At 57.5% G+C, this 23,658-nt stretch carries 24 protein-coding genes and 1 tRNA gene; 13 read left to right on the top strand and 12 right to left on the bottom strand.

Translation table 11 applies throughout. The features are described from left to right. Nucleotides 1-9: 9 nt before the first annotated feature. The 8 genes from ACSC94_RS00195 to ACSC94_RS00160 all read right to left on the bottom strand — a co-directional run bounded on the left by ACSC94_RS00195 (nucleotide 10) and on the right by ACSC94_RS00160 (nucleotide 9,080). Nucleotides 10-86, bottom strand: a tRNA-Arg gene (locus ACSC94_RS00195). 97 nt (nucleotides 87-183) lie between these two features. Continuing rightward, nucleotides 184-1,557, bottom strand: coding sequence for an efflux transporter outer membrane subunit (locus tag ACSC94_RS00190; protein WP_435641066.1), 1,374 nt, complete (start codon nucleotides 1,555-1,557; stop codon nucleotides 184-186). A 4-nt stretch (nucleotides 1,558-1,561) separates the two neighbouring features. Continuing rightward, nucleotides 1,562-3,496 (bottom strand): MacB family efflux pump subunit, encoded by a 1,935-nt coding sequence (locus ACSC94_RS00185; protein WP_435641065.1) that lies wholly within the window; start codon nucleotides 3,494-3,496, stop codon nucleotides 1,562-1,564. Further along, nucleotides 3,493-4,680: an efflux RND transporter periplasmic adaptor subunit gene (locus ACSC94_RS00180; protein WP_435641064.1), complete on the bottom strand. Its 1,188-nt coding sequence runs from the start codon at nucleotides 4,678-4,680 to the stop codon at nucleotides 3,493-3,495. The genes ACSC94_RS00185 and ACSC94_RS00180 overlap by 4 nt, the downstream gene beginning before the upstream one ends. Before the next feature lie 125 nt (nucleotides 4,681-4,805). After that, on the bottom strand, nucleotides 4,806-5,789 hold the full coding sequence (locus tag ACSC94_RS00175; RefSeq protein WP_435641063.1) for an alpha/beta hydrolase family protein: 984 nt from the start codon (nucleotides 5,787-5,789) through the stop codon (nucleotides 4,806-4,808). A gap of 11 nt (nucleotides 5,790-5,800) precedes the next feature. Beyond that, complete coding sequence (locus ACSC94_RS00170; RefSeq protein WP_435641062.1) at nucleotides 5,801-6,319, bottom strand: SspB family protein; 519 nt, start codon at nucleotides 6,317-6,319, stop codon at nucleotides 5,801-5,803. Between the two features lie 152 nt (nucleotides 6,320-6,471). Further along, the gene (locus ACSC94_RS00165) at nucleotides 6,472-8,445 is read right to left on the bottom strand and encodes an O-antigen ligase family protein (RefSeq protein WP_435641061.1); all 1,974 of its coding nucleotides are present in this window, start codon (nucleotides 8,443-8,445) and stop codon (nucleotides 6,472-6,474) included. A 95-nt stretch (nucleotides 8,446-8,540) separates the two neighbouring features. Further along, the gene (locus ACSC94_RS00160; protein ID WP_435641060.1) at nucleotides 8,541-9,080 is read right to left on the bottom strand and encodes a Dps family protein; all 540 of its coding nucleotides are present in this window, start codon (nucleotides 9,078-9,080) and stop codon (nucleotides 8,541-8,543) included. A 718-nt stretch (nucleotides 9,081-9,798) separates the two neighbouring features. Between ACSC94_RS00160 and ACSC94_RS00155 the strand changes: the two genes are divergently transcribed. The 3 genes from ACSC94_RS00155 to ACSC94_RS00145 all read left to right on the top strand — a co-directional run bounded on the left by ACSC94_RS00155 (nucleotide 9,799) and on the right by ACSC94_RS00145 (nucleotide 11,537). After that, nucleotides 9,799-10,122 carry a hypothetical protein gene (locus ACSC94_RS00155; RefSeq protein WP_435641059.1) on the top strand — a complete coding sequence of 108 codons (324 nt, stop codon included), beginning with the start codon at nucleotides 9,799-9,801 and terminating at the stop codon, nucleotides 10,120-10,122. 86 nt (nucleotides 10,123-10,208) lie between these two features. After that, the gene (locus ACSC94_RS00150; RefSeq protein WP_435641058.1) at nucleotides 10,209-11,003 is read left to right on the top strand and encodes a thymidylate synthase; all 795 of its coding nucleotides are present in this window, start codon (nucleotides 10,209-10,211) and stop codon (nucleotides 11,001-11,003) included. Nucleotides 11,004-11,009: 6 nt separating this feature from the next. Further along, complete coding sequence (locus ACSC94_RS00145; protein WP_435641057.1) at nucleotides 11,010-11,537, top strand: dihydrofolate reductase; 528 nt, start codon at nucleotides 11,010-11,012, stop codon at nucleotides 11,535-11,537. On the opposite strand, the gene ACSC94_RS00140 is transcribed toward ACSC94_RS00145, so the two are convergent. Beyond that, nucleotides 11,490-12,605, bottom strand: a complete 1,116-nt coding sequence (locus tag ACSC94_RS00140) for an Mrp/NBP35 family ATP-binding protein (RefSeq protein ID WP_435641056.1) — start codon at nucleotides 12,603-12,605, stop codon at nucleotides 11,490-11,492. The two genes, ACSC94_RS00145 and ACSC94_RS00140, sit on opposite strands and share 48 nt — an antisense overlap. A 108-nt stretch (nucleotides 12,606-12,713) precedes the next feature. Here ACSC94_RS00140 and hflK point away from each other — a divergent pair, with 108 nt between their 5' ends. The 7 genes from hflK (at nucleotide 12,714) to ACSC94_RS00105 (ending at nucleotide 18,747) form a co-directional block, all read left to right on the top strand. After that, nucleotides 12,714-13,928 (top strand): FtsH protease activity modulator HflK, encoded by a 1,215-nt coding sequence (gene hflK, locus ACSC94_RS00135; RefSeq protein ID WP_435641055.1) that lies wholly within the window; start codon nucleotides 12,714-12,716, stop codon nucleotides 13,926-13,928. A gap of 12 nt (nucleotides 13,929-13,940) precedes the next feature. Next, nucleotides 13,941-14,900 (top strand): protease modulator HflC, encoded by a 960-nt coding sequence (gene hflC, locus ACSC94_RS00130; RefSeq protein WP_435641054.1) that lies wholly within the window; start codon nucleotides 13,941-13,943, stop codon nucleotides 14,898-14,900. Next, nucleotides 14,900-15,103, top strand: a complete 204-nt coding sequence (locus ACSC94_RS00125) for a DUF2065 domain-containing protein (protein WP_435641053.1) — start codon at nucleotides 14,900-14,902, stop codon at nucleotides 15,101-15,103. The genes hflC and ACSC94_RS00125 overlap by 1 nt, the downstream gene beginning before the upstream one ends. A gap of 121 nt (nucleotides 15,104-15,224) precedes the next feature. Further along, nucleotides 15,225-16,859, top strand: coding sequence for a DegQ family serine endoprotease (locus tag ACSC94_RS00120; RefSeq protein WP_435641052.1), 1,635 nt, complete (start codon nucleotides 15,225-15,227; stop codon nucleotides 16,857-16,859). Further along, the gene (miaA, locus tag ACSC94_RS00115) at nucleotides 16,852-17,802 is read left to right on the top strand and encodes a tRNA (adenosine(37)-N6)-dimethylallyltransferase MiaA (protein WP_435641051.1); all 951 of its coding nucleotides are present in this window, start codon (nucleotides 16,852-16,854) and stop codon (nucleotides 17,800-17,802) included. Before ACSC94_RS00120 ends, miaA begins: the two co-directional genes overlap by 8 nt. A 100-nt stretch (nucleotides 17,803-17,902) precedes the next feature. Then, a complete protein-coding gene (locus ACSC94_RS00110) occupies nucleotides 17,903-18,325 on the top strand; it encodes a hypothetical protein (protein WP_435641050.1) in 423 nt (140 codons plus the stop codon). A gap of 5 nt (nucleotides 18,326-18,330) precedes the next feature. Continuing rightward, nucleotides 18,331-18,747, top strand: coding sequence for an OsmC family protein (locus ACSC94_RS00105; protein ID WP_435641049.1), 417 nt, complete (start codon nucleotides 18,331-18,333; stop codon nucleotides 18,745-18,747). A 132-nt stretch (nucleotides 18,748-18,879) separates the two neighbouring features. On the opposite strand, the gene ACSC94_RS00100 is transcribed toward ACSC94_RS00105, so the two are convergent. Next, a complete protein-coding gene (locus ACSC94_RS00100) occupies nucleotides 18,880-19,359 on the bottom strand; it encodes a hypothetical protein (RefSeq protein WP_435641048.1) in 480 nt (159 codons plus the stop codon). Nucleotides 19,360-19,461: 102 nt separating this feature from the next. On the opposite strand from ACSC94_RS00100, the gene ACSC94_RS00095 reads away from it, so the two are divergent. Further along, nucleotides 19,462-19,863, top strand: coding sequence for a flagellar basal body rod protein FlgC (locus tag ACSC94_RS00095; protein WP_435641047.1), 402 nt, complete (start codon nucleotides 19,462-19,464; stop codon nucleotides 19,861-19,863). Between the two features lie 112 nt (nucleotides 19,864-19,975). Continuing rightward, on the top strand, nucleotides 19,976-21,211 hold the full coding sequence (locus ACSC94_RS00090) for a hypothetical protein (RefSeq protein ID WP_435641046.1): 1,236 nt from the start codon (nucleotides 19,976-19,978) through the stop codon (nucleotides 21,209-21,211). 4 nt (nucleotides 21,212-21,215) lie between these two features. Here the strand turns inward: ACSC94_RS00090 and greB are convergent, their stop codons facing one another. Together greB and ACSC94_RS00080 are read right to left on the bottom strand one after the other, a co-directional pair. Continuing rightward, entirely contained in the window at nucleotides 21,216-21,770 is a 555-nt protein-coding gene (greB, locus tag ACSC94_RS00085) for a transcription elongation factor GreB (protein ID WP_435641045.1), read from the bottom strand. A gap of 14 nt (nucleotides 21,771-21,784) precedes the next feature. After that, nucleotides 21,785-22,015 carry a SlyX family protein gene (locus ACSC94_RS00080; RefSeq protein WP_435641044.1) on the bottom strand — a complete coding sequence of 77 codons (231 nt, stop codon included), beginning with the start codon at nucleotides 22,013-22,015 and terminating at the stop codon, nucleotides 21,785-21,787. Between the two features lie 137 nt (nucleotides 22,016-22,152). On the opposite strand from ACSC94_RS00080, the gene ACSC94_RS00075 reads away from it, so the two are divergent. Next, nucleotides 22,153-23,622, top strand: a complete 1,470-nt coding sequence (locus ACSC94_RS00075) for a helicase HerA-like domain-containing protein (RefSeq protein WP_435641043.1) — start codon at nucleotides 22,153-22,155, stop codon at nucleotides 23,620-23,622. Nucleotides 23,623-23,658: the final 36 nt, after the last annotated feature.

Genomic DNA, 23,658 nt, shown 5'->3' with positions numbered 1-23,658 from the left:
GCGGAAAAATGGCGCGCCCGGCAGGACTTGAACCTGCGACCCTTGGTTTCGGAAACCAATACTCTATCCAGCTGAGCTACGAGCGCTTCTTCGAAAAGACGGCACAGGATTAACAGAAAGCCCAAACCAAGGCAATTCAAAATCTTGAAAAGCCCCAGATTCCGCCAAAAACCCCCTAGAAAATCAGCGCATTACGCCCGATTCCCATCCGCCGCCCAAGGCCCGGAACAGGGTAATGGCCGCCGTATAGGTCGCCAGTCGCGCCGAACGCGCCGTGTCATCCGCCGACAGCATGGACCGTTGCGCATCCAGCAGCGTCTGGAAATCGATCAACCCGGCATCGTATTGCTTCACCGATAATTCCCACGCGCGGCGCGATTCCGTCGCCGCAATATCCAACGCCGTTTGCCGTTCACCCGTAGCACGGATCGCGGCCAGCGCGTCCTCCACCTCCTGAAACGCGACCAAAACGGTTTTGCGATAGGTTTCGGCCAGTTCCATTTGCCGGGCGGTTGCTTGTTCCAATCCACCTTCCAAACGCCCACCTTGGAAAATCGGCGCGGTCAGGGCGGCGGCGAGCGATAACGCCGTCGCCGTCGGATCACCCAGCGGGCTGGCCGCCACGGACCAATCCAGCCCCAGATTGAGCGAGGGGTAAAACGCCGCGCGGGCCGCGCCGATATTGGCATTGGCCCCAATCAGATCCATTTCGGCGCTGTAAATATCCGGGCGACGGATCAGCAGGTCCGAGGGCTGCCCCGCCGCAATGGCGGGCAAGGTCACGCCCGACAAATCCTGCGCCTGCACGGCCACCGTTTGCGGCGGTTGCCCCAGCAATACGGCCAAGGCGTTATAGGCATTCACGCGCTGTTCCCGGATGCTGGACAATCCGGCTTCGGTATTGGCGACGATTGTTTTTTGCTGGGCGACTTCCAGCCCGGAGACAGACCCAGCCTCTTCACGGGCCTGCACGATGCGCAGCACCTCGCGCGCAATTTTCAAATTGCTTTCTGCAATATCAATCCGTTCGTTCAAATTCAGGATCGTGAAATAGGTTGTGGCCACATCCCCCATGACGGTCAGGGCCAGTGCTTGGCGATCGGCGACCACCCCTTCGACATTCGCAGCCGCGGCATCGATTGCGGCCTGATTGGCACCGAACAAATCAACCTCGTACGCCACGCCAACCCCGGCGCGGCCGGAATTTTCCGATGTGGTTTTGCCGCTGGTCGGGTTGTTGCGGGACCATGATACGCCGCCCGATCCATCAATCGACGGATACATGTCCGCCCCGGCGATTTTCAGGCTGGCACGGGCCTGTTCAATGCGGTGAATGCCCGCACGCAAATCATTGTTATTTTCCAGCGCGCGAATAATCAGCGCGTTCAATTCGGTTGAATTAAAATTGCCCCACCAATCCGCCGTCACGTTCACGCCGGTTTTGGCGTCAACATGCCATGCGGTGGGTGTGCCCACATCGGGGCGCGTGTAATCGGGCGTCAGCGAACAGGACGACAGGGCCAGAGCGGCAACGGAGGCCAATAAAAAACGCTTCATTATCTCACTCCGAACTGAGGGCCACGACGGGGTCCAGCCATGCGGCCTTGCGCGCGGGCAGGTACCCAAACAACACGCCCGTCACAAAGGCACAGGTAAACGCCAAAACCGCCGGTGCCACCGTGAAAATCACCGTGACATGAAACAAAGATGCAATCCACCCGGCCAAAAACCCACCCAGCAGGCCCAGCACACCGCCGACAGCGCACACCACGGCGGCTTCGGTGTTGAATTGCAGCATGATATCGCGGCGGCGCGCGCCCGTGGCCATGCGGATGCCGATTTCACGCGTGCGCTCGGTCACACTGACCAGCATGATGTTCATGACACCGATGCCGCCGACCAGCAACGAAATCGCCGCCACCGTGCCCAGCAGAACGGTCAGCGTATTTTGCGTTTCCGTCGCCGCCGCCAGAATCGAGGCCGTATTGCGAATGCGGTAATCTTCGGTGCCGTGACGCTGCATCAGGACTTGCCCAATGGCGGCCTCGGTCTGTTCCATCAGCCCGATGTCACCAACGCGGATGGTAATGCTGTTCAGGAAGTTTTGCCCGAACAGACGGATCATGCCCGTGGTATAGGGCACGAACACGGCATCATCCTGATCCCCGCCCCACGGGGCCGCGCCCTTGGACCCCATCACGCCAATCACCTGGAACGGAATATTGCCAACCAGAACATAGCGCCCAACCGGATCATCCCCGCCGGGGAATAAAATATCGGAAACGGTTTTACCCAACACCAAAACCGGGGCATAGGTGGACACATCACGGTCCATAAAAAATGCGCCGTTCGCCACCGGCCAATCCCGCGCCAATGGGAACCCATCGCCCACGCCCTGCACCGTTGTGGAGTAATCAATGTTGCCAAAACGCAACGTCGCCCGGCCCGACCGTTCCGGCACAACCACATCGACATTGGGCAGGCCCATCAACGCCATGGCATCATCAACGCTCAGGGATGCGTTATCCCCACTGCTGCGCACACCCGGCGCGCCGGGGCGGATGTTCAGCAGATTGGTACCCATCGCCCCGATCTGATCCAGCACCTTTTGCTTGCTGCCCTGCCCGATGGCCAGCATGGTGACAACGGCGGCGACACCGATCACGATGCCCAGCAAGGTTAGCGCCGTACGGAACAAATTGACGCGCAGTGACCGCAGCGCCGTTTTGGTTGATTCCATGATATCGGCCATCACGCTGGCATGCGCATTACGATCCACATGCGGGGCAATGGCCGTGACGCCATCCTTGCCATTGCCGCTGTCATCCGTGATTTTTCCATCGCTGATGCGGATGATGCGTTTGGCGTGGGCGGCCACCTTTTCATCGTGCGTAATCAAAATCACCGTGCGCCCTTCGGCATGCAGGGATTTGAGCAGGTCCATCACCTCGGCCCCGCTTTTGGAATCCAATGCGCCCGTGGGTTCATCGGCCAGAATGACGGGCGGGTTGTTCATCAACGCGCGGGCCACCGCCACACGCTGTTGCTGTCCACCCGATAATTGCGACGGACGGTGATCGGCCCGATCACCCAATCCCAGCCGGGACAATAATTCCTGTGCCCGCGCACGGCGATCCGCCACGCTTAAACCGGCATAGATGGCCGGGATTTCGACATTCTCCGCCGCGCTGGCCGTGGCGAGCAAATTATAACGCTGAAACACAAATCCGAACGTATCACGGCGCAACGCCGCCAGTTCGTCGGCATCCAGCACCGACGCATCGCGCCCCAACACATGGTACGTGCCGCCCGTCGAACGGTCGAGGCAGCCGAGAATATTCATCAACGTGGATTTGCCGGACCCGGATTGCCCCATAATGGCAACGAATTCCCCGGCATGGATGGTCAGATCGATATGGTCCAGCGCCCGGACGACGCTGTCGCCGCTTTCATACACGCGGCTCAGGCCCGAAAGCTGCAGCAGCGGCTCGCTCATAGACGCGGCCCGCCACGGAAACCACCACCGGACGATGATGATGTGACCGCCAGCGGCAGGGCGACTTCATTTCCGGCGGACAGGCCGGATTTTACTTCGGCCATCGTGCGGTTCATCAAACCGATCTGGACGACGCGGTCTTCGATCTTGCGCCCCTGCACCACACGCACGGAATAGGCCAACGTGCCCTCCCCGTCCTGATCCGGCACACGTTTGCCCAAGGCTGACACTGGCAACGCCAGAACGTTTTCCGCCTTGTTGATTTCGAAGAACATTTGCGTGCTCATCCCCGTCATCAACTGGCGATCCTTGTTATCAACATCGACAAGGACGTTATAGAGAACAACATCGTTGATGGTTTCGGGGCTGGGCAAAATCTGGCGGACGATGCCGGTCCATGTGCGCCCTTGCGACCCCAATGTCGTAAACGATACCGGCATATCGGCCTTCAGGCGCATAATATCGGCCTCGGCCACCTGCGCCCGCACGGTCATGGTATCCAGATTGGCCAATTGCACCAAGGTCGGGGCCTGTTGGCTGGCGTTCAGGGTCTGGCCTTCCTGCACGCTTTGCACCACGACGGTGCCATCCATCGGGGCATAAATTTTCGTGTAGCCCAGATTTGCCTGATCACCTTCCAACGTCGATTGCGCTTCGGCAATTTGCGCATCGAGGGCCGCCAATTGCGCCTGGGCGATGGCTAATGCGGTTTCCGCATCCTGAAAATTTTCTTGGCTGACGGCTTTGGCCTTCACCAGCTTTTTGTTGCGGTCGAATTTCTGCTGGGCCTGTAAAACGCTGGCTTCTTGTTGCAGACGCTGGGCCGCCAGTGTTTTCAGGCGGGCCTGATCCGCCTCGACACGGGTTTCATACACTTCGGGATCGATTTCGGCCAGCAGATCGCCAGCCTTCACAACATCGCCCAATTCAAAATGGATTTTTTCCAACTGGCCGGACACCTGTGCGCCAACATCAACATAATCGCGCGGTTCCAATTTACCCTGCGCCGTCACGACATCATCGACCGTTGTGGTTTGCACCTGCACCGTCATCATGGTGGCGGCGGGATTTTTACTGGCGGGGGCTTTCCACGCAAACCATGCCCCGGCGCCAATTGCGACCAGAACCAGCAACGTGATCAGAACAAATTTAAATCGTCGTCTTTTGGGGCTGTTTACGCTCACAAAAACCTTCCATAACGCCGAATCGTTTTTTTAGTCAGAAAAGGATAGCGGAAATATGGGGTGAAATCATGGCAGAATCAGCCGATTTCATGGCAAGATCCAACGGAATATCAAACAGATATCGCCTAAGGCCGATGCGTGAGCGTCCCCAGATCATCCATCCAGCGCGCCAACCCGCCACCAATCACCCAATCATGCGCGGCGCGGTCGCCTTTCAAATACGCATCCCACCATGCCAGGCTGGCCACCTTGATGATGGTCTCATGCGGTTCGCGCAACGGGTTATCACCCAATTGGCCGCGGCTGCCGTTATAGACCATATGATCGCCGCCATTGAGCATGAGCATATTTTGATCCGGCCCACCGGACAGTTCAAACACCTCCATCCGCGTTTCATAGCCAAAGCCCTCAATCGGGCTTTCATCGGCCGTGCCGCTCATCATCAGCAGGGGAATGGCGATGTCGCGGTAAATCGCCGCGCGATCATTTCCATCAACCGGGCTGGCCAATGTGCGGATTGAACTGGGCACCGGGCTGTACACAATACCGGCGGTGAAGCGCGGTTCGCGCATATCGTACAACCCATCACCTTCATCCAGTTTTTGCCCGGCCATGATTTGCGTCGTACCGCCGCCGAAGGAATGGCCCGACATGCCGATGCGTGAAAAATCCATGCGCGCGCCGATATCGGGATTGTCCTTGGCCCACACCATCAACTGGTCGAGCGCGAACGGAATATCGCGATAGCGGTTCAATACGGTTTCGCGGGCAATGGTCGCACGGCGAATGGCATCCCACGGATGCCCCGGCTGGCCTTCCCACAGGGATGAATCCGTTCCCCTGTGCTGGACATGCACGACGATATAGCCATGGGACGATACAAAGCGGCTGATAAAGCCCGCACCATCGCGGCTGCCGCCCAGACCGTGGGACCAGATCACAACGGGCAAGGGCTCGCCCGCATCATCGGTGGGGTAATAAATTTTCCACGGCACCTTACGATCTTCGCGCGCGGTATCGATAAATTCGCCGCGCGTAATCAGAATGCGGCGCGGTTCGACCGCTGGGTCGATGGAATCGTCCCAGAGCAAAGAGAGGTCAAGAGCCATGGGAACAGACCTTACGTGTCTTTCTTGCGGAATTTGTCGAGCGAGACGACTTCACCGGTTTTTTCACCGTTGCTGCCGCTGCGGCTGGACGTATCGTCGTCCTCGAAATCATCGCCCGGGTCCATGTCCGGACCATCATCGTCGCCCAGCGGTTGGAATTGCAGGGCGAAGTTCACCGACGGGTCGGCGAAAATGCTGATCGCCGCCAACGGAATTTCCAGACGTTCCGGAACATTGTTGAACGACAACGTCACGGTAATACGGCCGCCGTTTTTATCTTCGATAATACCCAGATCATAGAACTGGTATTGCAAAACGATGGTCATTTCACCCGGATAACGTTCACGCAGATAATCCGGAATCTTCACGCCCGGATAATCGGTCATGAAGGTGATATAGAAATGGTGATCACCCGGCAGGCGGCCATCTTCGGCCACTTCACCCACAACCTCTTGGATGGCCTGGCGCACGACGCCGCGCAGGGCACCTTCGACCATTCTGTCGTATCGCAGGATATCGTCGTCTTTCATATTGAATCTCTGGCCTGTCGGCGGAAAAATCTGGAACGAACCCTACCCCATAGGGCAAAGCGGGGCGAATCGCCCCTTCTCCCCTTTGTGACATATCGGGATTCGGCTGGCCAGCGCCCGCCCCGGAACCTGCCTACTATGCTGTGGACAAGTTATTCCGCGGCTTTTCGGGCCATACTCTTACGGATAGCCCGGCTCTGGACGGCCTGCGCCCGCACCTGCTCCGCCCGGGCCCGCTGGATTAAGGGGTCATCCCCCTCCCCACGTTTATCGGCCATGGCCAGAACGTCGTCATAATATTCGATCGCCTCGCCCACCCGGTCCAGATAGACGCGGTCGAGGCCTTGCTTCAAAACCTCATACGCCTCATCCCCGCGCTTGTTCTGGGCCAAAAACACGGCCAGACGTTTGCGCGCGGGCAGATAACGCGGATCGATGGTGAGGGCATGACGCAACAACGCCTCCGCATCCGGCATCCATGATGGCCAGTGTGTCCCGGCCATCGTGGCCAGTTCGGCCTGCTGCATATAGTACCCCGGACGGAACGGATTATGGCGCTGCGCCGCGGTCAGCAAATTATCCGCCTGTGCCACCAGCGCCTGTTTCTCCGCATCATTGATGCGCGATCCTTTGCCCACGATAATACCCATCGGAATGCGCGCCGCCATGGCATAGGACCGGTCATTCATGCCCATGCCGATGCTGTGGCCTTCATTCACCTTGGCGGCGAAACCATTCACATCATCCTGCTGGAACAGGCGTTCCGCCGTGACCAGCGCCCGCTCGCCCAGCATCGTCTGCGCCCACACGCCCATGCCCGCAACCAACGCAACAACCAAAGCCAGATCGGCATAACGGTGCCCGAATAGGGCAGAACGACGTGGCGCATCAGACCCTGATGCACACACCATCCACACCGCCATCATCAGCGGCAAGACCAGCATGATTGGCAGCGTATAAAACGGAAAATCAAAGATAGCGTGCGCCACAACCGCACCGACACCACAGAACAAAACCGACGCCACAACGCGTTGCCCATCACCGCTTTGGGTTTTGCGCATCCGCACCATCGCCATAACGGCAGCGGCCAGAATAACGGCCATGACCACCACGCCCACCGGACCCGTTTCGATCAGGATTTGCAGATAATCATTATGCGCCATAAACCCGCCGGACCATTCATCCACCGGCGTGCGCACATAGGGGTAGTGCAGGAAGAACGTGCCATAGCCCGTCCCCAGAATGGGGTAACGCGCCACAATGCCCACCGCCGCATCCCAGATGGCGGTGCGGCCCAGAATAAAATTATCCGGATGATCGGCAATGTTCGCCATGCGGCTGAACATGGTGGCTTGCCCATCCTGGGCGAAGATCAACGTCGCGATCAACCCCGCCACGCCCGCGCCGATGCAGGCCAGAAGCGGTTTAATCTGCGCGCGTATCATGCGCGGCTCCAGCAATGTCAAAACAACTATGCCGCCCATCAACACGAACAAACCGCCCCGGCTGCTGATCGTCGCCTGCGCAATCAGGATCAGCGCGATTAGACCCCATGCCATCATCCGCACGCGCCCCGCCGCGACGAAGGCCACGGCCAGCGCGGCGAAAATGGCGCAGTTCAAAAACGACGCGTAGGCATTGGGGTTGGCGAAGGGTTCGCGCACCTGCCCCGCGACCAACATGTCCGGCAGCGCATAATATTGCACCAGCGCCCACACGCACAGCGCCGCAATCACCGCAAAGCCACCCGCGCCGGCCACGCGAATAAAACGGAGTAGATCATCGCACCGCAACGCGGCCACAGCGATGGTCAAAAGCGGAAAAACCAGAAAGGTCGGCACCATCATAATGGTGATCGCCCGCGCATCGGACCACAGCACACTGGCCGCAACCCAAACCGCACTGAGCGCCAGAGCGGGCAGAATGACACCCGAGGGCCACGACACGGGGCGCGCCGCGCACAAAACCAAACCCGCCGATAACGCCGCCGCCCCCACCGCGCCCATGCGCATCAAAATGTCATCACCGCCCAGCGCCAGCGACGCCACCAGCGCAACCACCCATAAACAGGCCGCGATTGAGATAAGAAGAGAGGATGAAAATGATTTTTTGGATATCTGTGTCATGGGTTTATTTATAACCCATTGGCCGGGTTTGCAAAATCCCCCAAATAAACACCCCGCCCGAAGAGGGGGCGGGGGTTTCAGGCCCAATGCTCAGGTTACGCGGCCCGTCCCGTTTCAAACAGGAACCAGACGCGCCGTTCCGCCTCATCAATCCAGACTTCGATCAGGCTGGCCGTCGCCACATCTTCTTTTTCGGCGACCAGATCGTGAATCTCGCGCATGGACTGGATCAAGGCCAGATTGTCATCGCGCAATTCGGCCAGCATGTCGCTGGGGTCGACAAAATCGGCCTCGTTTTCAAACAGGCGTTGCTGCTGAACAATCTGGTTCAGGGATTTTAGCGTCCCCGCGCCAATCTTGCGCACGCGTTCCGCCACCACGTCCGTCATGTTCAAAATTTCCGCCGCCTGTTCGTCGAGCAGAAGATGATATTCGCGGAAATGCGGTCCGCTGATATGCCAGTGGAAATTTTTGGTTTTGAAATAGAGCGTATAAACATCGGCCAAAAGCCCGTTCATCGCCCCCGCAATTTCAGTAACCGTCTGCGGGTCCAGACTGGTCGGCGTTGCCAGTGGCGCACGGCGGCGCGCGCGCAGATCCTTGATTTTACCGCTGGATAATTTTCGTGCTGTCATGATGACCTCCTTACGCGAAAGATCGTGTGGCGCGCGATAAACACGCGCACCATCAAAATTTTACCGATCCCGAAAAGAAGAAAAGTGGGCCGATTCTGTTGCGAGGCTCGGCCCAAGCCCCACCTGCCGTTGTCTAGACGACAGGGATTGATTTGCAGCTACTAACTACAACTACCTAATAAATTAGGCAGCGATAGCGATATCACCCGTGAAGGTGTTATCATTCGCTACGACGAAGTTGTCGTTTGCAAATATAAAATAGCCCGATAACGGCGGTACCATGCCGAAGACAAACCATCCCTTTACCACGCGTGTCGATCCTGTTTCAGCCCCGCCAGAATTCGCTTGTGAGCGAAGCGAACTTGAGAATTCTGAGCGCCGCCCGAAGCCTTGGCGAAGGGTGGCTGTATCTTTTTGCTCAGTTCCGTCCCCCTTCGCCAAGGCTTCGGGGGACAGAATTCTCGTAACACTCGCTCCGCTCGTTAACTACGAATTCTGGTGGAGCTGCCGGGCACTGCCCCCGGGTCCACGTCGCTTATTTCGAACGGCGTTTAGCCTCATAGCCGGGCGAACCCGGCACATATAAGTATAAGGCAAACCCCCGATTTTTCAATCATTTCCCGAAAAACAGCCCCAAACCAACCAAATAAGAATGATTTGCATTTGCATTACGGCCGGCCTATAACCCGACCAGACACCCTTCAAACGGAGACACTCCATGATTATCGCCCAATCCGTCACACCGCACCCGACCCAGCCCGATACGATGCGCGTCACATTCAACTGCGTCGCCAACGAAGCTGCACCGCATTTTATGGAATTTGATATTGTCTATCCCTATATGAAACAAGGCGATACGACGCAACTGGACCTGCCCGCATCCCTAGATATCAAAGCCGGTGACACCGTGTTGTTGTCCAAATTTGTCGCGGCCTATACCCAGCAGGACAAAAACTGGAATCTGGCCTGGAGCATTGATGAGTTGCCGGAACCGTCCAACCTGCACCGGAACATGATGCCCCCGGCGATCCTGAAATACTAAAGTCCCCAGCTTTCATGGGCGAAAACGGGGCAAAACCTTGCCGTTTTGCCCCCCATGCCCCATGTTGAAAGGACGAGGATTTAATCATGCAGCAATATCACGATTTGATGACCCGCGTTTTGGAAACAGGCGCGAAGAAGGAAGACCGCACCGGCACCGGAACGCTCAGCGTGTTCGGTCATCAAATGCGCTTCGACCTGGCCGAGGGATTCCCGGTGGTCACGACGAAGAAACTGCATTTAAAATCCATCATCCATGAATTGCTGTGGTTCCTGCAGGGCGATACCAACATCAAGTACCTGAAGGATAATGGCGTTTCCATCTGGGACGAATGGGCCGATGAAGATGGCGAACTGGGCCCCGTTTACGGCCACCAATGGCGCAGCTGGCCCACCCCTGACGGCCACCATATCGACCAGATTTCAAACCTGATCCACCAGATCAAAACCAACCCGGATTCCCGCCGTTTGATCGTGTCCGCATGGAACGTGGCGGAGATTGGCAAGATGGCGTTGCCGCCGTGCCATTGCCTGTTCCAGTTTTATGTCGCGGATGGAAAACTGTCCTGCCAACTCTATCAACGCAGCGCGGATATTTTCCTGGGCGTTCCGTTTAACATTGCGTCCTACGCCCTGCTGACCATGATGATCGCGCAGGTGTGTGGACTGAAACCCGGCGAATTTATTCACACGCTGGGTGATGCGCATTTATATTCCAACCATATCGAACAGGCAAAACTGCAATTGTCACGCGACGCCTTCCCCTTGCCGGAAATGCACATGAACCCGCATGTCACGAATATCTTTGATTTCAAATTCGAAGATTTCGAACTGGTCGGATACCAAGCCCACCCCTCCATCAAAGCCCCCATCGCGGTTTAAAATTATATGAACAACGACCCTGTTATCTGCGCCATCGCGGCCATGGCCAAAAACCGCGTGATCGGGCGCGACAACGCATTGCCGTGGCACATTCCCGGCGATATGCACCATTTCAAATCCGTCACATCGGGCAAGCCCGTCGTGATGGGGCGCATGACGTATGAAAGTTTGGGCCGCCCGTTGCCGGGACGCACCAACATTGTGGTCACATCCAACCGCGATTACCGTTTCCCCGCCGCGCACCGCGACGGCAAGAACCCACCCATGATGGCCTTCACCATCGATGCCGCGATTAACGATGCGATCAATGACGCGCACCGCCGCAATGTGGACGAAGTGTTCGTGATTGGCGGCGGCCAGATTTACGACGCCGCCATGCCGCGCATTCAGCGCCTGTATCTGACGATTGTCGATCTGGAACCCGAAGGCGATGCGTTCTTCCCCGCCATCAATATGGATGAGTGGACGGAAACGGCACGCACCGAATTACCCGGCAACCCGTCTTGTGTCATCCTGACGCTCGAGCGCAATTGACGCCATAACGTCCCGCGCCAACGCGCGATAGCTTTGCGCCTCGGCCAAATCGGGCCGCGCGGACACCACGGGCGTTCCCGCATCCGACAGCATCCGAATTTCGGCCTGCAACGGAATTTCCGCGAGCAACGGCACATTCATTTTTGCGGCTTCCGCCCGAGCGCCGCCATGGCCGAAAATATCGGTGCGGGTGTTGCAGCCGGGGCAGCAGAAATAGGACATGTTTTCGACCAGCCCCAGAACCTTCACACCGACCTTCTCGAACATCGCAATACCCTTGCGCGCGTCGATCAAAGCGATGTCCTGCGGTGTTGAAACAATCACCGCGCCAGACAGCGGCACTTTCTGCGCCAACGTGAGTTGTGCATCGCCGGTGCCCGGCGGCATATCGACAACCAGAACATCCAGTTCATCATCACTGCCCGCCCAGTCGACATCTTCCAAAAACTGGCGAATGGCGGATTGGATCATGGGCCCGCGCCAGATCATCGGTGATGACGCATCGACCAGCATGCCCATCGACATGGCCTTGACGCCGTGTGCCACATGCGGGATCAATTTTTTCGTATCGGCATCCACCACCGGGCGCGGCGCATTTTGCAGGCCCAGCATCATCGGCACGCTGGGGCCGTAAATATCGGCATCCATCAACCCGACCTTCAACCCATCCATCGCCAAGGCAACGGCCAGATTGACCGCGACGGTGGATTTGCCCACACCGCCCTTGCCCGACGCCACGGCAATAATGTGTTTGATCGGCAATTTTTCGCGCAAAGGGGCCGGGCCCTTTTTCATCGACGGCGCGGGGCCTTCGCGTTCGGCGGTCAGCACCGCCGTGACCTTCTTCACTCCGGCAATCGCGGCAACGGTTTTTTCCGCCTGCATACGCACCGCTTCCATCGCGCCCGCTTGCACCGGGTCAATCAGGATCAGGAACAGCACATCGCCACCCCGCACCTGTAATCCAGAAATGCGATTGGCGCCGACCAGATCCAAGCCCGTTGCCGGGTCGATCACGCTGCGCAGTGCGTTCAAAATTTCGTTTTCCGGAATATTCTTCTGAATCATGGCAAACCCGTATTCAGTGCCTGTTGCGGTTGCTTTCCCGCGGAAAAAAGCTATTGTTAGAGGGCTTTTTAGAGCGCATCAAGATTTTTCAGAAAAAAGGACCAGCCCATGCCCGGCCCGAACGATCCGAATAACAATAATCCCAATAAAAATCCGTGGGGTAACCGCGGCGGTGGATCCGGTGGTGGCGGCAATGGCGGCGGCCCGCGCAACCCGTGGGGTGGCGGTTCTGGCGGCGGATCAGGGCGCGGCCCCGGTGGCGGCGGCGGCGAAATTCCGCCCGATCTGGAAGAACTCCTGAAAAAAGCGCAGGCCAATCTGCGCCAAGCTTTGCCCGGCGGCTTTGGCCCGACGAAATTCATCGTTCTGGGCCTGCTGGCTGGTGCGGCTTTGTGGCTCAGCAGCGGCTTTTATTACGTCACACCCGGCGAAAACGCGGTCATTACCCGTTTTGGCGCATGGGAACGGACGCAAACGGAACCGGGCCTTGGCTACCGCCTGCCCTATCCGGTGGAGGAATCCACCGTGCTGAACGTGACCGTTGATCGTCGCGTGCAAATTGGGTTTGTCGATGCCGTCGGCCGTGAAGGCACAGGCAAGCGCGACATTCCGGAGGAAAGCCTGATGCTGACCGCCGATGCCAACATCGTCGATCTGGATCTGGTCGTTCTGTGGAACATTGAGAAAGCCGAAAATTATCTGTTTAAAATCAAGGACCCGGACGCAACATTGAAGAAGGTCGCCGAAAGCGCCATGCGTGAAGTGGTCGGCCAGACGAATATGCAGCCGATCATTACCGGAAACCGGAATGAAGTGGCGACCCGGGCCCAAAAAATTATGCAGGACACGCTGAACACCTATCAGTCCGGCATTTCCGTCAAACAAGTCGTTATTCAGGAAGCCACGGTTCACCCGGACGTTCTGGACGCGTTTGAAGATGTTGTTGCCGCCACGCAGGACGCCGAGCGGTTCCAGAACGAAGCCAACATTTACCGCAACGACATTATTCCGCGCGCCCGCGGTGAAGCGCAACGCATGTTGCAGGAAGCCGAAGGCTATCGCCAATCCACCATTTCCCGCGCAGAGGGTGACGCCGAACGGTTTAATTCCGTTTATCGCGCGTATCTGGAGGGCAAAGATGTCACGCGTGAACGCATGTATATCGAAGCGATGGAATCCGTTTTGAAAAACGCGCAGAAAATCATCATGGACAAGGACGGATCGGACGGCGTCGTGCCGTATCTGCCCCTGAACCGGATTGCACCAGCCGCTGGCAACGCCACGCCGGATGCCGTGCCTGCAAAAACGACCGTTACACCGTAATCACAGGATAGAATGACCATGAAACCTTCCCACGCCGGTGTTTTGATTGCTTTGGCTGTCGTCGTAATGGGCGCGGCCCTGTCCGTGTTTACGGTCCGCGAAACCGAACACGCCATCGTTTTGCAGTTTGGTGACCCCAAACGGGTGATTTCCGAGGCTGGCTTGCACTTCAAGCTGCCGCTGATCCAGAACGTGCGCTATTTCGACAACCGTATCCTCAGCGTCGATCCGCAAACCCAGCGCATGAACTTGTCGTCCGACAAATCCAGCCCGCTGCGCGTGAAGGATGAGGATCTGGAGATTTCAGAAGAACAAAAAGAAGCCTTGGAAAAACTGACAACGGAGATCAGCGGCGAGCCGATCAATGTTGAAGCCTTCGCCCGCTACCGCATCGTTGACCCGCTGCTGTTCCTGCAGCGTATGGTGACCGAAGACGTCGCAGAACAGCGCATCCGCGCCGTGATGGAGGGTGCAACCCGTGACGTGCTGGGCCAAACCACGCTGCGCACATTGCTGTCCCCGCGCCGGGCCGCCGTGATGAATGAAATTCGTGACCGTGTGAACACGGCCATGTCCGATCGCGGCGTTGAAATTGTCGATTTCCGCATTGCCAAGGCCGATTTGACCGACACGCTGCGCACATCAACCGTCAGCCGGATGATCACCGAACGGAAAGAAAAGGCCACCGAAACCCGCGCAACGGGTCAGGAACTGGCCCTGCAAATCCGGTCCAAGGCGGATAAAGACCGCGCCATCCTGTTGGCCGAAGCCGAGAAAGACGCGCAGATCATTCGCGGTAAAGGCGATGAAACCGCCATCAAGACCTATGCCTCCGCGTTTAACAAGGATAAGGATTTCTATGCCTTTACCCGTTCGCTGGAAGCGTACCGCAATACGCTGGGCGATCCGGCAACGCAATTGATCCTGTCCCCGAACGGCGCGTTCTTCCGCTATTTTAACAACGCCCCGTAATGGAATTTGCGGCCTATATCCTGACCGCATTCTGTTTGATCTTTGTGATCGAAGGGCTGGTCTATGCCCTGTTTCCCGATATGGTCCGGCGCATGATGGCTATGGCCATTATGCTGCCCGTCCAGCGCCTGCGCCTGTTCGGTGCGATTATGGCCATCAGCGGATTATGCCTGATATGGATAATCCGGGGGCTGATTGGATAGGGGCTTCAATGCCCCGCCCCATTCTTGCCCTCTATACGCCCCACCCTCGCCATTGACCTGCCGCACGGCAACGCCTAATTTTAGTGCAGGATTTTTGACACCCCATTCGATGAGGATGACCATGCGTACGACGCTTCGTCTTGCCGTTCTTTACACCGTTCTGGGCACCGCTCTGGGCACTGCCCTTGCCTTGTCCACGCCCGCCTTCGCCACGGGCCCCGGCAGTGTGGCCAGCCCCAACGTCAAGACCCCGACCTTCAACGGCCCGGCCAGTCTGGCGGATGAGGTCGAGATCTTATTGCCCGCTGTCGTCAACATCTCATCGACCCAGCGTGTGCAGGTCATCGAAGATATGCCCGACATGCCGCACTTCCCGCCGGGATCGCCGTTCGAAGATTTCTTCGAAGAATTTATGGGCCAGCAACAAGGTGAGAATGGCGGGCAGATGGCCCCGCCCGCATCGCTCGGCTCCGGCTTTATCGTTGATGCGGAAAAGGGCTATGTCGTCACCAACGCCCACGTTATTCAGGACGCGGACGAAGTGCGCGTGACCCTGCATGACGACACAACCATGCCCGCCGAAGTGTTGGGCAAGGACGAGAAAACCGATCTGGCCTTGCTGAAAGTCACCACGACCAAGAAACTGACCGCTGTGAAATTCGGCGACAGCGGACAAATGCGCGTGGGTGATTGGATCATCGCCATCGGCAACCCGTTTGGCCTGGGTGGCACGGTGACCACGGGCATTATCTCCGCCCGCGCCCGCGACATTCAATCGGGCCCGTATGATGATTACATTCAAACCGACGCATCCATCAACCGCGGCAATTCCGGCGGCCCGATGTTCAATTTGAACGGCGAAGTGATCGGCATTAACACCGCCATCTATTCCCCGACAGGCGGGTCCATCGGCATTGGCTTTGCCATTCCGTCAAACCTGGCCGGCCCGGTGATTGACCAACTGGCCAAATACGGCAAAACACGCCGTGGCTGGATGGGTGTGCGCATTCAGGAAGTGACCGAAGACATTGCCGAAAGCCTGGGTCTGGACAAAACGGGCGGTGCCTTGGTCGCCAGCCTAACCCCGACCGGCCCGGCGGAAAAAGCCGGATTGAAACAAGGTGACGTCATCCTGAAATTCGATGGCAAGGATGTCACCGCTATGCGCGGCCTGCCCCGCATCGTCGCCGAAACGGACATTGGCAAAGATGTCGAAGTTGAATTCTGGCGCGAAGGCAAAATGAACAAGACCAACGTGATGGTTGGTGAATTGGAGAAGGCCGAGGAAACCGGCCTGCTCTCCGATGAACAGAGCCTTGAAACGCCGGAGAAAAAGGGATCGGGCGTCGCCGTTGATTCCGTCGGCCTCAGCTTCTCCGCCATCAGCAGTGAAAATCGCACGGAATTCAATATCCCGAGCGATGTGACCGGCGTGATGATCAGCAACGTCAAACGCGGGTCCGAAGCGGCGGAAAAAGGCTTCATGGTTGGTGACGTTGTCATCGAAATCAACCAACAGCCGGTCAGCGATGCCCGCGATGCGGCTGAACTGATCCAAGCCGCGATTGACAGCAAACGGAAGAAAATCCTTCTGCTGATCAGCCGTGAGGGCAATACGCGTTTCGAGGCGCTGGATCTGGACCGCAAGCCAACCGCCACCGACAAGAAGAAAGACCGCGTCGAGAAGGCCCCGAAACAGGACGCTCCGGTCGAGGAAACGACCGACACTGAGAAGGACGAGACGCCCGTTGAGTAAACAACGCATCGTCATTATCGGCGGACCCACGGCCAGCGGTAAATCAGCGCTGGCCGTTGCGCTTGCGCAAAAATTAAACGGCGTTGTCATCAATGCCGATTCCATGCAGGTCTACGACGCCCTGCCCCGCCTGAGCGCACAACCCGACCCCAATGAACAAGCGGGCATTCCGCACCACCTCTATGCCGCGCTGGCCCCATCGGAGATTTGCAGTGCGCAGATCTGGCGCAAAATGGCGCTGGAAGAAATTGCCAAGGCGGCACTGAACGGAAAAACCCCCGTCATTGTTGGTGGCACCGGATTTTATATGAAGGCCCTGACCGACGGCATGTCCCCCATGCCCGATGTTCCGGTGGCTGTGCGCAACCGTGCCATCATGATTATTCGCAGCGAAGGGCTGGCCGCATTGCAGGCCGATCTGACCCGGCGCGACCCCGTGATGGCCGCCCGCCTGCACATGAATGACACGCAACGCATCACCCGCGCATGGGAAGTGATCGAGGCCACGGGCAAAAGCCTGGCCGATTGGCAATCCGCCCCGGCGGAACCGCCGCCCGCGCATTTGACATTTGATTTCATCGCCCTGACCCCGCCGCGTGACTGGCTGCGCGAACGCTGCGCCTTGCGCTTCCACCACATGATGGATCGCGGTGTGATGGATGAGGTTGCGCAGTTGCAGGACCAGATTGACGCGGGCACCGTGGCTGAAACCGCGCCAATCACCAACGCGTTAGGCTTCCGCCCCTTGCGCGCATTGATGCGCGGGCGGTTGCCGCGCGATATCGCCATTGAACGATCCATCAACGAAACCCGCCAATATGCGAAGCGGCAGGACACATGGTTCCGCCACCAGATCGCCGCCACCGGCGCGGTGCGCGCTTTGCATCGGCTCGATATGCCGGACGCCAATCACTTGCCCGCGTCGTTCTGGGACACGCCTTAAACACACGCGCTGCCGCAGCTTCGTATTTTCACACACCCCTGTCCGCGCTAAACTTAACGCAGACCGATTCGTTTTTTCATTTCAAAATCAGGATTAAATTATGAAAACAGCTCTTCGCTTTATGTTTTTGACCGCCTGCGCCCTGACCCTGACGGGCTGCGTCAACCGGGACCAGGCCGATGCGACGCTGGCCAAGGGATGCGCGGCGGGCGTGGCCTCACTGTTGCCGGAAGGAACAACGCTGGGCGAGGTGCGCAAATCGACATTCTCCGCCTCACCGGAAGGCCCGAACACACGCCACGTCGCCATCACCGCCGTGACCATGGACGGGTATCTGGAACAGGAAGCGACATATGAATGTATTTTCGAAGAAAATTTCGGTTTCATGAACACCAACCACACCGCATCGATTTATCAGGTGCGCGTGAATGATCAAATCTACGGCAAATCCGGCAACCAGATTCAGGGATCGTTCGACGATTTCGTGAAACTGACCGACGCCATCCGCAAAGCGATGTACTAAGCATCATGAGCACACGCCCCGTTACCGTCCATTCCACCGGCGAAGGCCGCTACGTTCAAGCGATTGAATGCGGCCCGCACCGCTTGGTCGCCGATGAAGACCGCAATGCGGGCGGGAATGATCGCGGCCCCGATCCGTATGGGTTTTTGATGGCGGGACTGGGCGCATGCACATCCATGACGTTGCGCATGTATGCGGATATGAAGGGCCTGCCCCTGACCGGTGTTGATGTTGAATTGACGCATGAAAAAGTTGAAGTGGACGGCGAAAAGCGCGATCGTTTTACCCGCGAAATCGTTCTGCACGGCCCGGCTTTGACACGCGGCGATCGTGAAAAACTGATCGAGATTGCGAATAAATGCCCCGTGCATCGCACGCTCAGTTCACAGGTCATCATTGAAACCACCGATGTGACCCCATAACCCCTTCACGCCCATCCATCGTCACCCCCGCCTTGTGCGGGGGTCTGGTTCAATAAAATAAAGCGCAAGGCTTTCGCCTTGCACTCATATTTTTTCCGGATCCCCGCACAAGGCGGGGATGACAAAATTCTGTTACTGGATCTGCAATCCCTGCGCGGTGTAAATGCCCACCGCTTTCTTCGTCCGCCAATCATACAGCATAAACATGCCATCCGGCTTAGACGCTGTAATCTGATACACCTCATCCACCGTGCGGGCGACGCGGCGTTTATCGAAACCGGACAGATGATAGAAATTCGGGCCAACTTCCAGCACCGGAACATCTTCATCGACATATTGGTCGCTCAGAATTTCAGCGGAATAAAATCCCTTCAGCAAATCCTGCGTTGATCCCTTTTGCGCGACCCAATCGGCGGGTTGCCAGATTTTGCGATCCCACTGGGTGTTGTGCGGGTCCTTGCCGTTTTCCAGATAGGGTTCGAAATCCATGTTTTCCCAATGGGACGGCCACCAGCCCCAGATGGTTGGTTTCGGTTCGGCCTGCGCCGGCAATGCCATCATAAGGCTCACGGCGAACGCGGCGGAAAACAGGGCTTTATTCATATATTTCATGGTGTTGATAACCCCAAAAGGATCATAGGAATGGATCGGGCGGACACGGCCCAAACGTGAAAATTCAGGCCTTTGTTAATGTAATTATGGTACAGTGAAAATATGATTAAGGCCATACAGATCGCGTTATCCGGATTAAATGCCGCATCCACACGGGTGAACACGGCCGCGAACAATATCGCCAATATGACCAGCGGCGGCGCAGTTAAGGGCGGAAACGGCCCCGCCCCCTACACCGCCCAGACGGTTCAGCAGGAAGCGAGCGAGGATGGCGGTACATCCGCCACGGCCATCCCGAAAAATCCACCTTTCGTTCCGTCCTACGCCCCGGATTCCCCGTTCGCCAACAGCGAAGGCGTGATCGGCGCGCCGAATGTCGACCTGGCCGAAGAGGCCGTGAATCTGAGCCTGGCCGAAACCACCTACAAGGCCAACATCAAAACCATCCAGACCGCATCCGACATGATGGATGAATTGCTGGATGCGTTTGATAAACGCGTATAAACCTCGCGCGTTTCGCACCGCAACACCACAATTCACGGTTTACGCCCCCGCATCCCTGCGCTAGGCTTCCCTGCATAATATTTAAAAAAGATAACAGGGATACGCTTTCACAATGATTCCTCCGACCGATTTTGAATCCGGCCGCCGCGATGGGTTTTTGCAAATCCGCGTTTTGTTTGACATTGATATTGGCGAGGTCGCATCGACCGCCGTTGTTGATTTCACCGGCCCCGGCGCGAAGCAGGATGTGTTAAGCCCGCTGATCCAGATTTGCCGCCGCCTGACCAAAATGCATATGCGCGCGGTGAATGAAGCGCTGGCCGCACTGGAATCCGGTTCATCGGTCTATGCCCTGACTGGACAAAAATCCATTCCCACTTACCGCGCAATTGTGGATGGCGATTACAATGCCGGCATGTTGTCAGCGGCGGAGGATATGGTCGTCCTGCTCGCCACCATCGACACGAAACAGGTTTTCACGCCCCCCACACTGGCCCCCAATGCCACCGACGGCGTAAACCCGTTGATGGATGTGGATTTCAGCAAGATCTGCGCCTATAACCACGCGCTTCTGACCGACACGTTGTTCATGCGCATCCACGAACGCATCATCGCCAAAACGAAAAAGCCGGTTGATATTGCCTATGACGACGGCATGAACGGGGATGGGGGCAACGACGCCCCGCGCAAACGATCCTTGAGCGAAATATTCATGACGCTGTTGCGCAACCAACGCCATTATCTGGATCGTTTCGGCATGCGCCGCGATAAAATGACACCGTGCTGGCCACCGTTACAGGGCGGACCCGCCGTCCTTGCGCCGCCCACCCCCGCACAAAAGACCATCGAGGCACCCGCCCCCATAACGGCCATGGATGATGCAACGCTGGACCAACCCAATCACAGCATGGCCTATGCGGCGGGGTTCGGCTTTGGCCTGAAACTGCTTTATAACGCCCTGCAAAATGCCCATTTCAACGCACTGGCCTCGCCGCGCGGTTATGCCGACAATATCGGCCATGACAGCCCGTGGGGTAAAATCATCGCCACCACCGCAACACAGGAATTTTCAATCCTGCGCGACGCCATCCGCGACCGCATGAATGATACAGCCGCCCAAGGCCCCGGCACGTCCAACATTGACGGGATGAAGGGTGCATTGCACTGGGCCCAGCGCGAAATCGACATGCTGAAATCCCCCACCACCCGCGACCGCCACATCGAACTCACCGATGAAGCCTGGGCCTACGTGATCGAAACCATTCACCCGTTCTGGACGAAAACGGCGCAGGATATTGTGATGACTATGGCGAAGGATAAAAAGCCGGGCATGGAACCACGCCCGTAAAGGCTTAGGTCAGTACGTATTCAATCTCCAAAATCTCAATCACCTCGGACCCCGTATCCGTGCGCACGGTGACTTCGTCGCCTACTTGGCCCTTCATCAACGCGCGGGCCACCGGGCTTTGCCAGTTGATTTTGCCGCAGGCCATGTCCGCTTCGTCCACGCCGACCAGTTTGACGGTCAGTTCCGTGCCGTCCTCACGCGCGTAGGTGACGGTGGCGCCGAAGAACACGCGGTCGAGGCCCTGTTGTTTTTTCGGGTCGACCACTTCGGCATCTTCGGTGCGCTTGGTCAAATAACGAATGCGGCGGTCAATTTCGCGCAAGCGTTTTTTGTTGTACAGATAATCGCCATTTTCCGACCGATCGCCATTGCCCGCGGCCCATGACACGATTTCGGTGATGCGCGGGCGTTCATCGCGCAGCAGGAAACGCAGTTCGCTGGTCAGCGTTTCATAGCCCTCGGGCGTCATGTAGTTTTTGACGCCAGCGGGAAGGGCATCAATTTCATCGCGGTCTTCTTCGTCCGCACCGTCGGTTTCTTTGGTGAAGGCTTTGCTCATTTGCGTCGTCCTGATCAATAATGCGGCGGAATGTCCAGCGCGGCTTGTTCAATTGAACTGAGGCCCTCGCGCTCGCCATCCGGGCTTGCGGATTCCAGCGCCTTGACCCGCCCCATCGCCATATTCAAATCGCGGCGCAGGCGGTCGATTTCGCCCCATTGGCGCGTGATCATGTCGTTCAAATCGGCAATCTGCCGATCCTGATGCGCCATGGCGATTTGTAATTCCTCGATTTTGGGGTCCATGGGCCTGCGCCATCCTTAAATTTCGTGTACCCCTGTATTATAGCAGAAAAGCACACCAAACAACCGGGCAAAACCCCTTTCGGGGCTACGCGCAAACCCCTATAATCACGGCACAATTTCAAAAAGGTTTTTGCCCCATGACCGATCTGTCCACCGCCGACCTCTACCTCGGGTCCCGTTCCAGCGACACCACCGTGCCGGAGGTTTTGCGTTTGAAATACGCCAACCGCCACGGCCTGATCGCCGGGGCGACGGGCACGGGCAAGACCGTTACATTGCAGGGCATGGCGGAAAGTTTTTCCCGCGCGGGCGTGGCCGTGTTCGTCTCGGACGTGAAGGGCGATTTATCCGGCCTGGCCCAACCCTCGGACATGCCGGACTTTGTGACCGCGCGCGCCGAAAAAATCGGCTTCACCGCGCAATTCCGGCCCGAGGCCTTTCCCGTCGCCTTCTGGGATATTTTCGGGGAGAAGGGGTTGCCCCTGCGCACCACCATCTCGGAAATGGGTCCGGTGTTGCTGGCCCGCATTCTGGAGCTGAACGACACGCAGGAAGGTGTGCTGAACATCGCCTTCCGTCTGGCCGATGACGAAGGGTTGTTGCTGCTCGATCTGCAAGATCTGCAAAGCCTGCTGGTCTTTGTGGGGGAGAAGGCGAGCGAACTCTCCCTGCAATACGGCAATGTCAGCAAGGCCAGCATCGGGGCCATTCAACGCAAATTGTTGCAATTGGACGATCAAGGCGGGGCAAAATTCTTCGGTGAACCTGCGCTCGACTTGCACGATTTCATGGCGGTTGCGCCGGATGGGCGCGGCATGGTCAATATTCTAAACGCCGAAAAATTGATGCAGACCCCGCGCCTGTACGCGACCTTCCTGCTCTGGCTGCTGTCCGAATTGTTTGAGGATTTGCCGGAGGTTGGGGACACCGACAAACCGAAATTGGTCTTCTTCTTTGACGAAGCGCATTTGTTGTTCGATGACGCGCCCAAATCCCTGCTGGATAAAATTGAACAGGTGGTCAAATTGATCCGGTCCAAGGGCGTGGGGATTTATTTCGTCACCCAGAACCCCGCCGATATTCCCGAAGCGGTGTTGAGCCAGTTGGGCAACCGTGTGCAACACGCTTTGCGCGCCTTCACCCCGCAACAGCAAAAGGACATTAAACTGGCCGCCCAAACCTATCGCGAAAACCCGGCCTTCAACGTGGCCGATGCCATCACCGAATTGGGCGTGGGCGAAGCGTTGGTGTCCACACTGGAAAAAAGCGGCCAACCCTCCATCGTGCAAAAAACCCTGATCTGCCCGCCCTTCTCCCGCGTCGGCGTGGCCGATGACGCGGTGCGCGCCCAACGCATTGCAAACAGCCCCCTGCACGCCAAATACGCCACCACCATCAACCGCGAATCCGCCGCCGAATTGCTGCAAAAACGCGCCACGCAAAAAACCGAACAGGCAGAAAAGAAAACCCAAACCGCGAAATCAGCCTCGCGCAAATCCACCCGCCAAACCCCAACCGAAGCCTTCGTCAAATCCGTCGTCCGCCAAATAGGCAATCAGGTCGGCCGCGAAATCATGCGCGGAATCATGGGGTCAATGCGGCGGTGAAAACCATACATTAAAACAAGCATTCTCTGCACCTTC

It is taken from the genome of Micavibrio aeruginosavorus (assembly GCF_051245535.1).
Classification (GTDB): domain Bacteria; phylum Pseudomonadota; class Alphaproteobacteria; order Micavibrionales; family Micavibrionaceae; genus Micavibrio; species Micavibrio aeruginosavorus_D.
The sequence above is the reverse complement of the archived record's forward strand: the minus strand, read 5'-3'. Positions and strand labels throughout refer to the sequence as shown.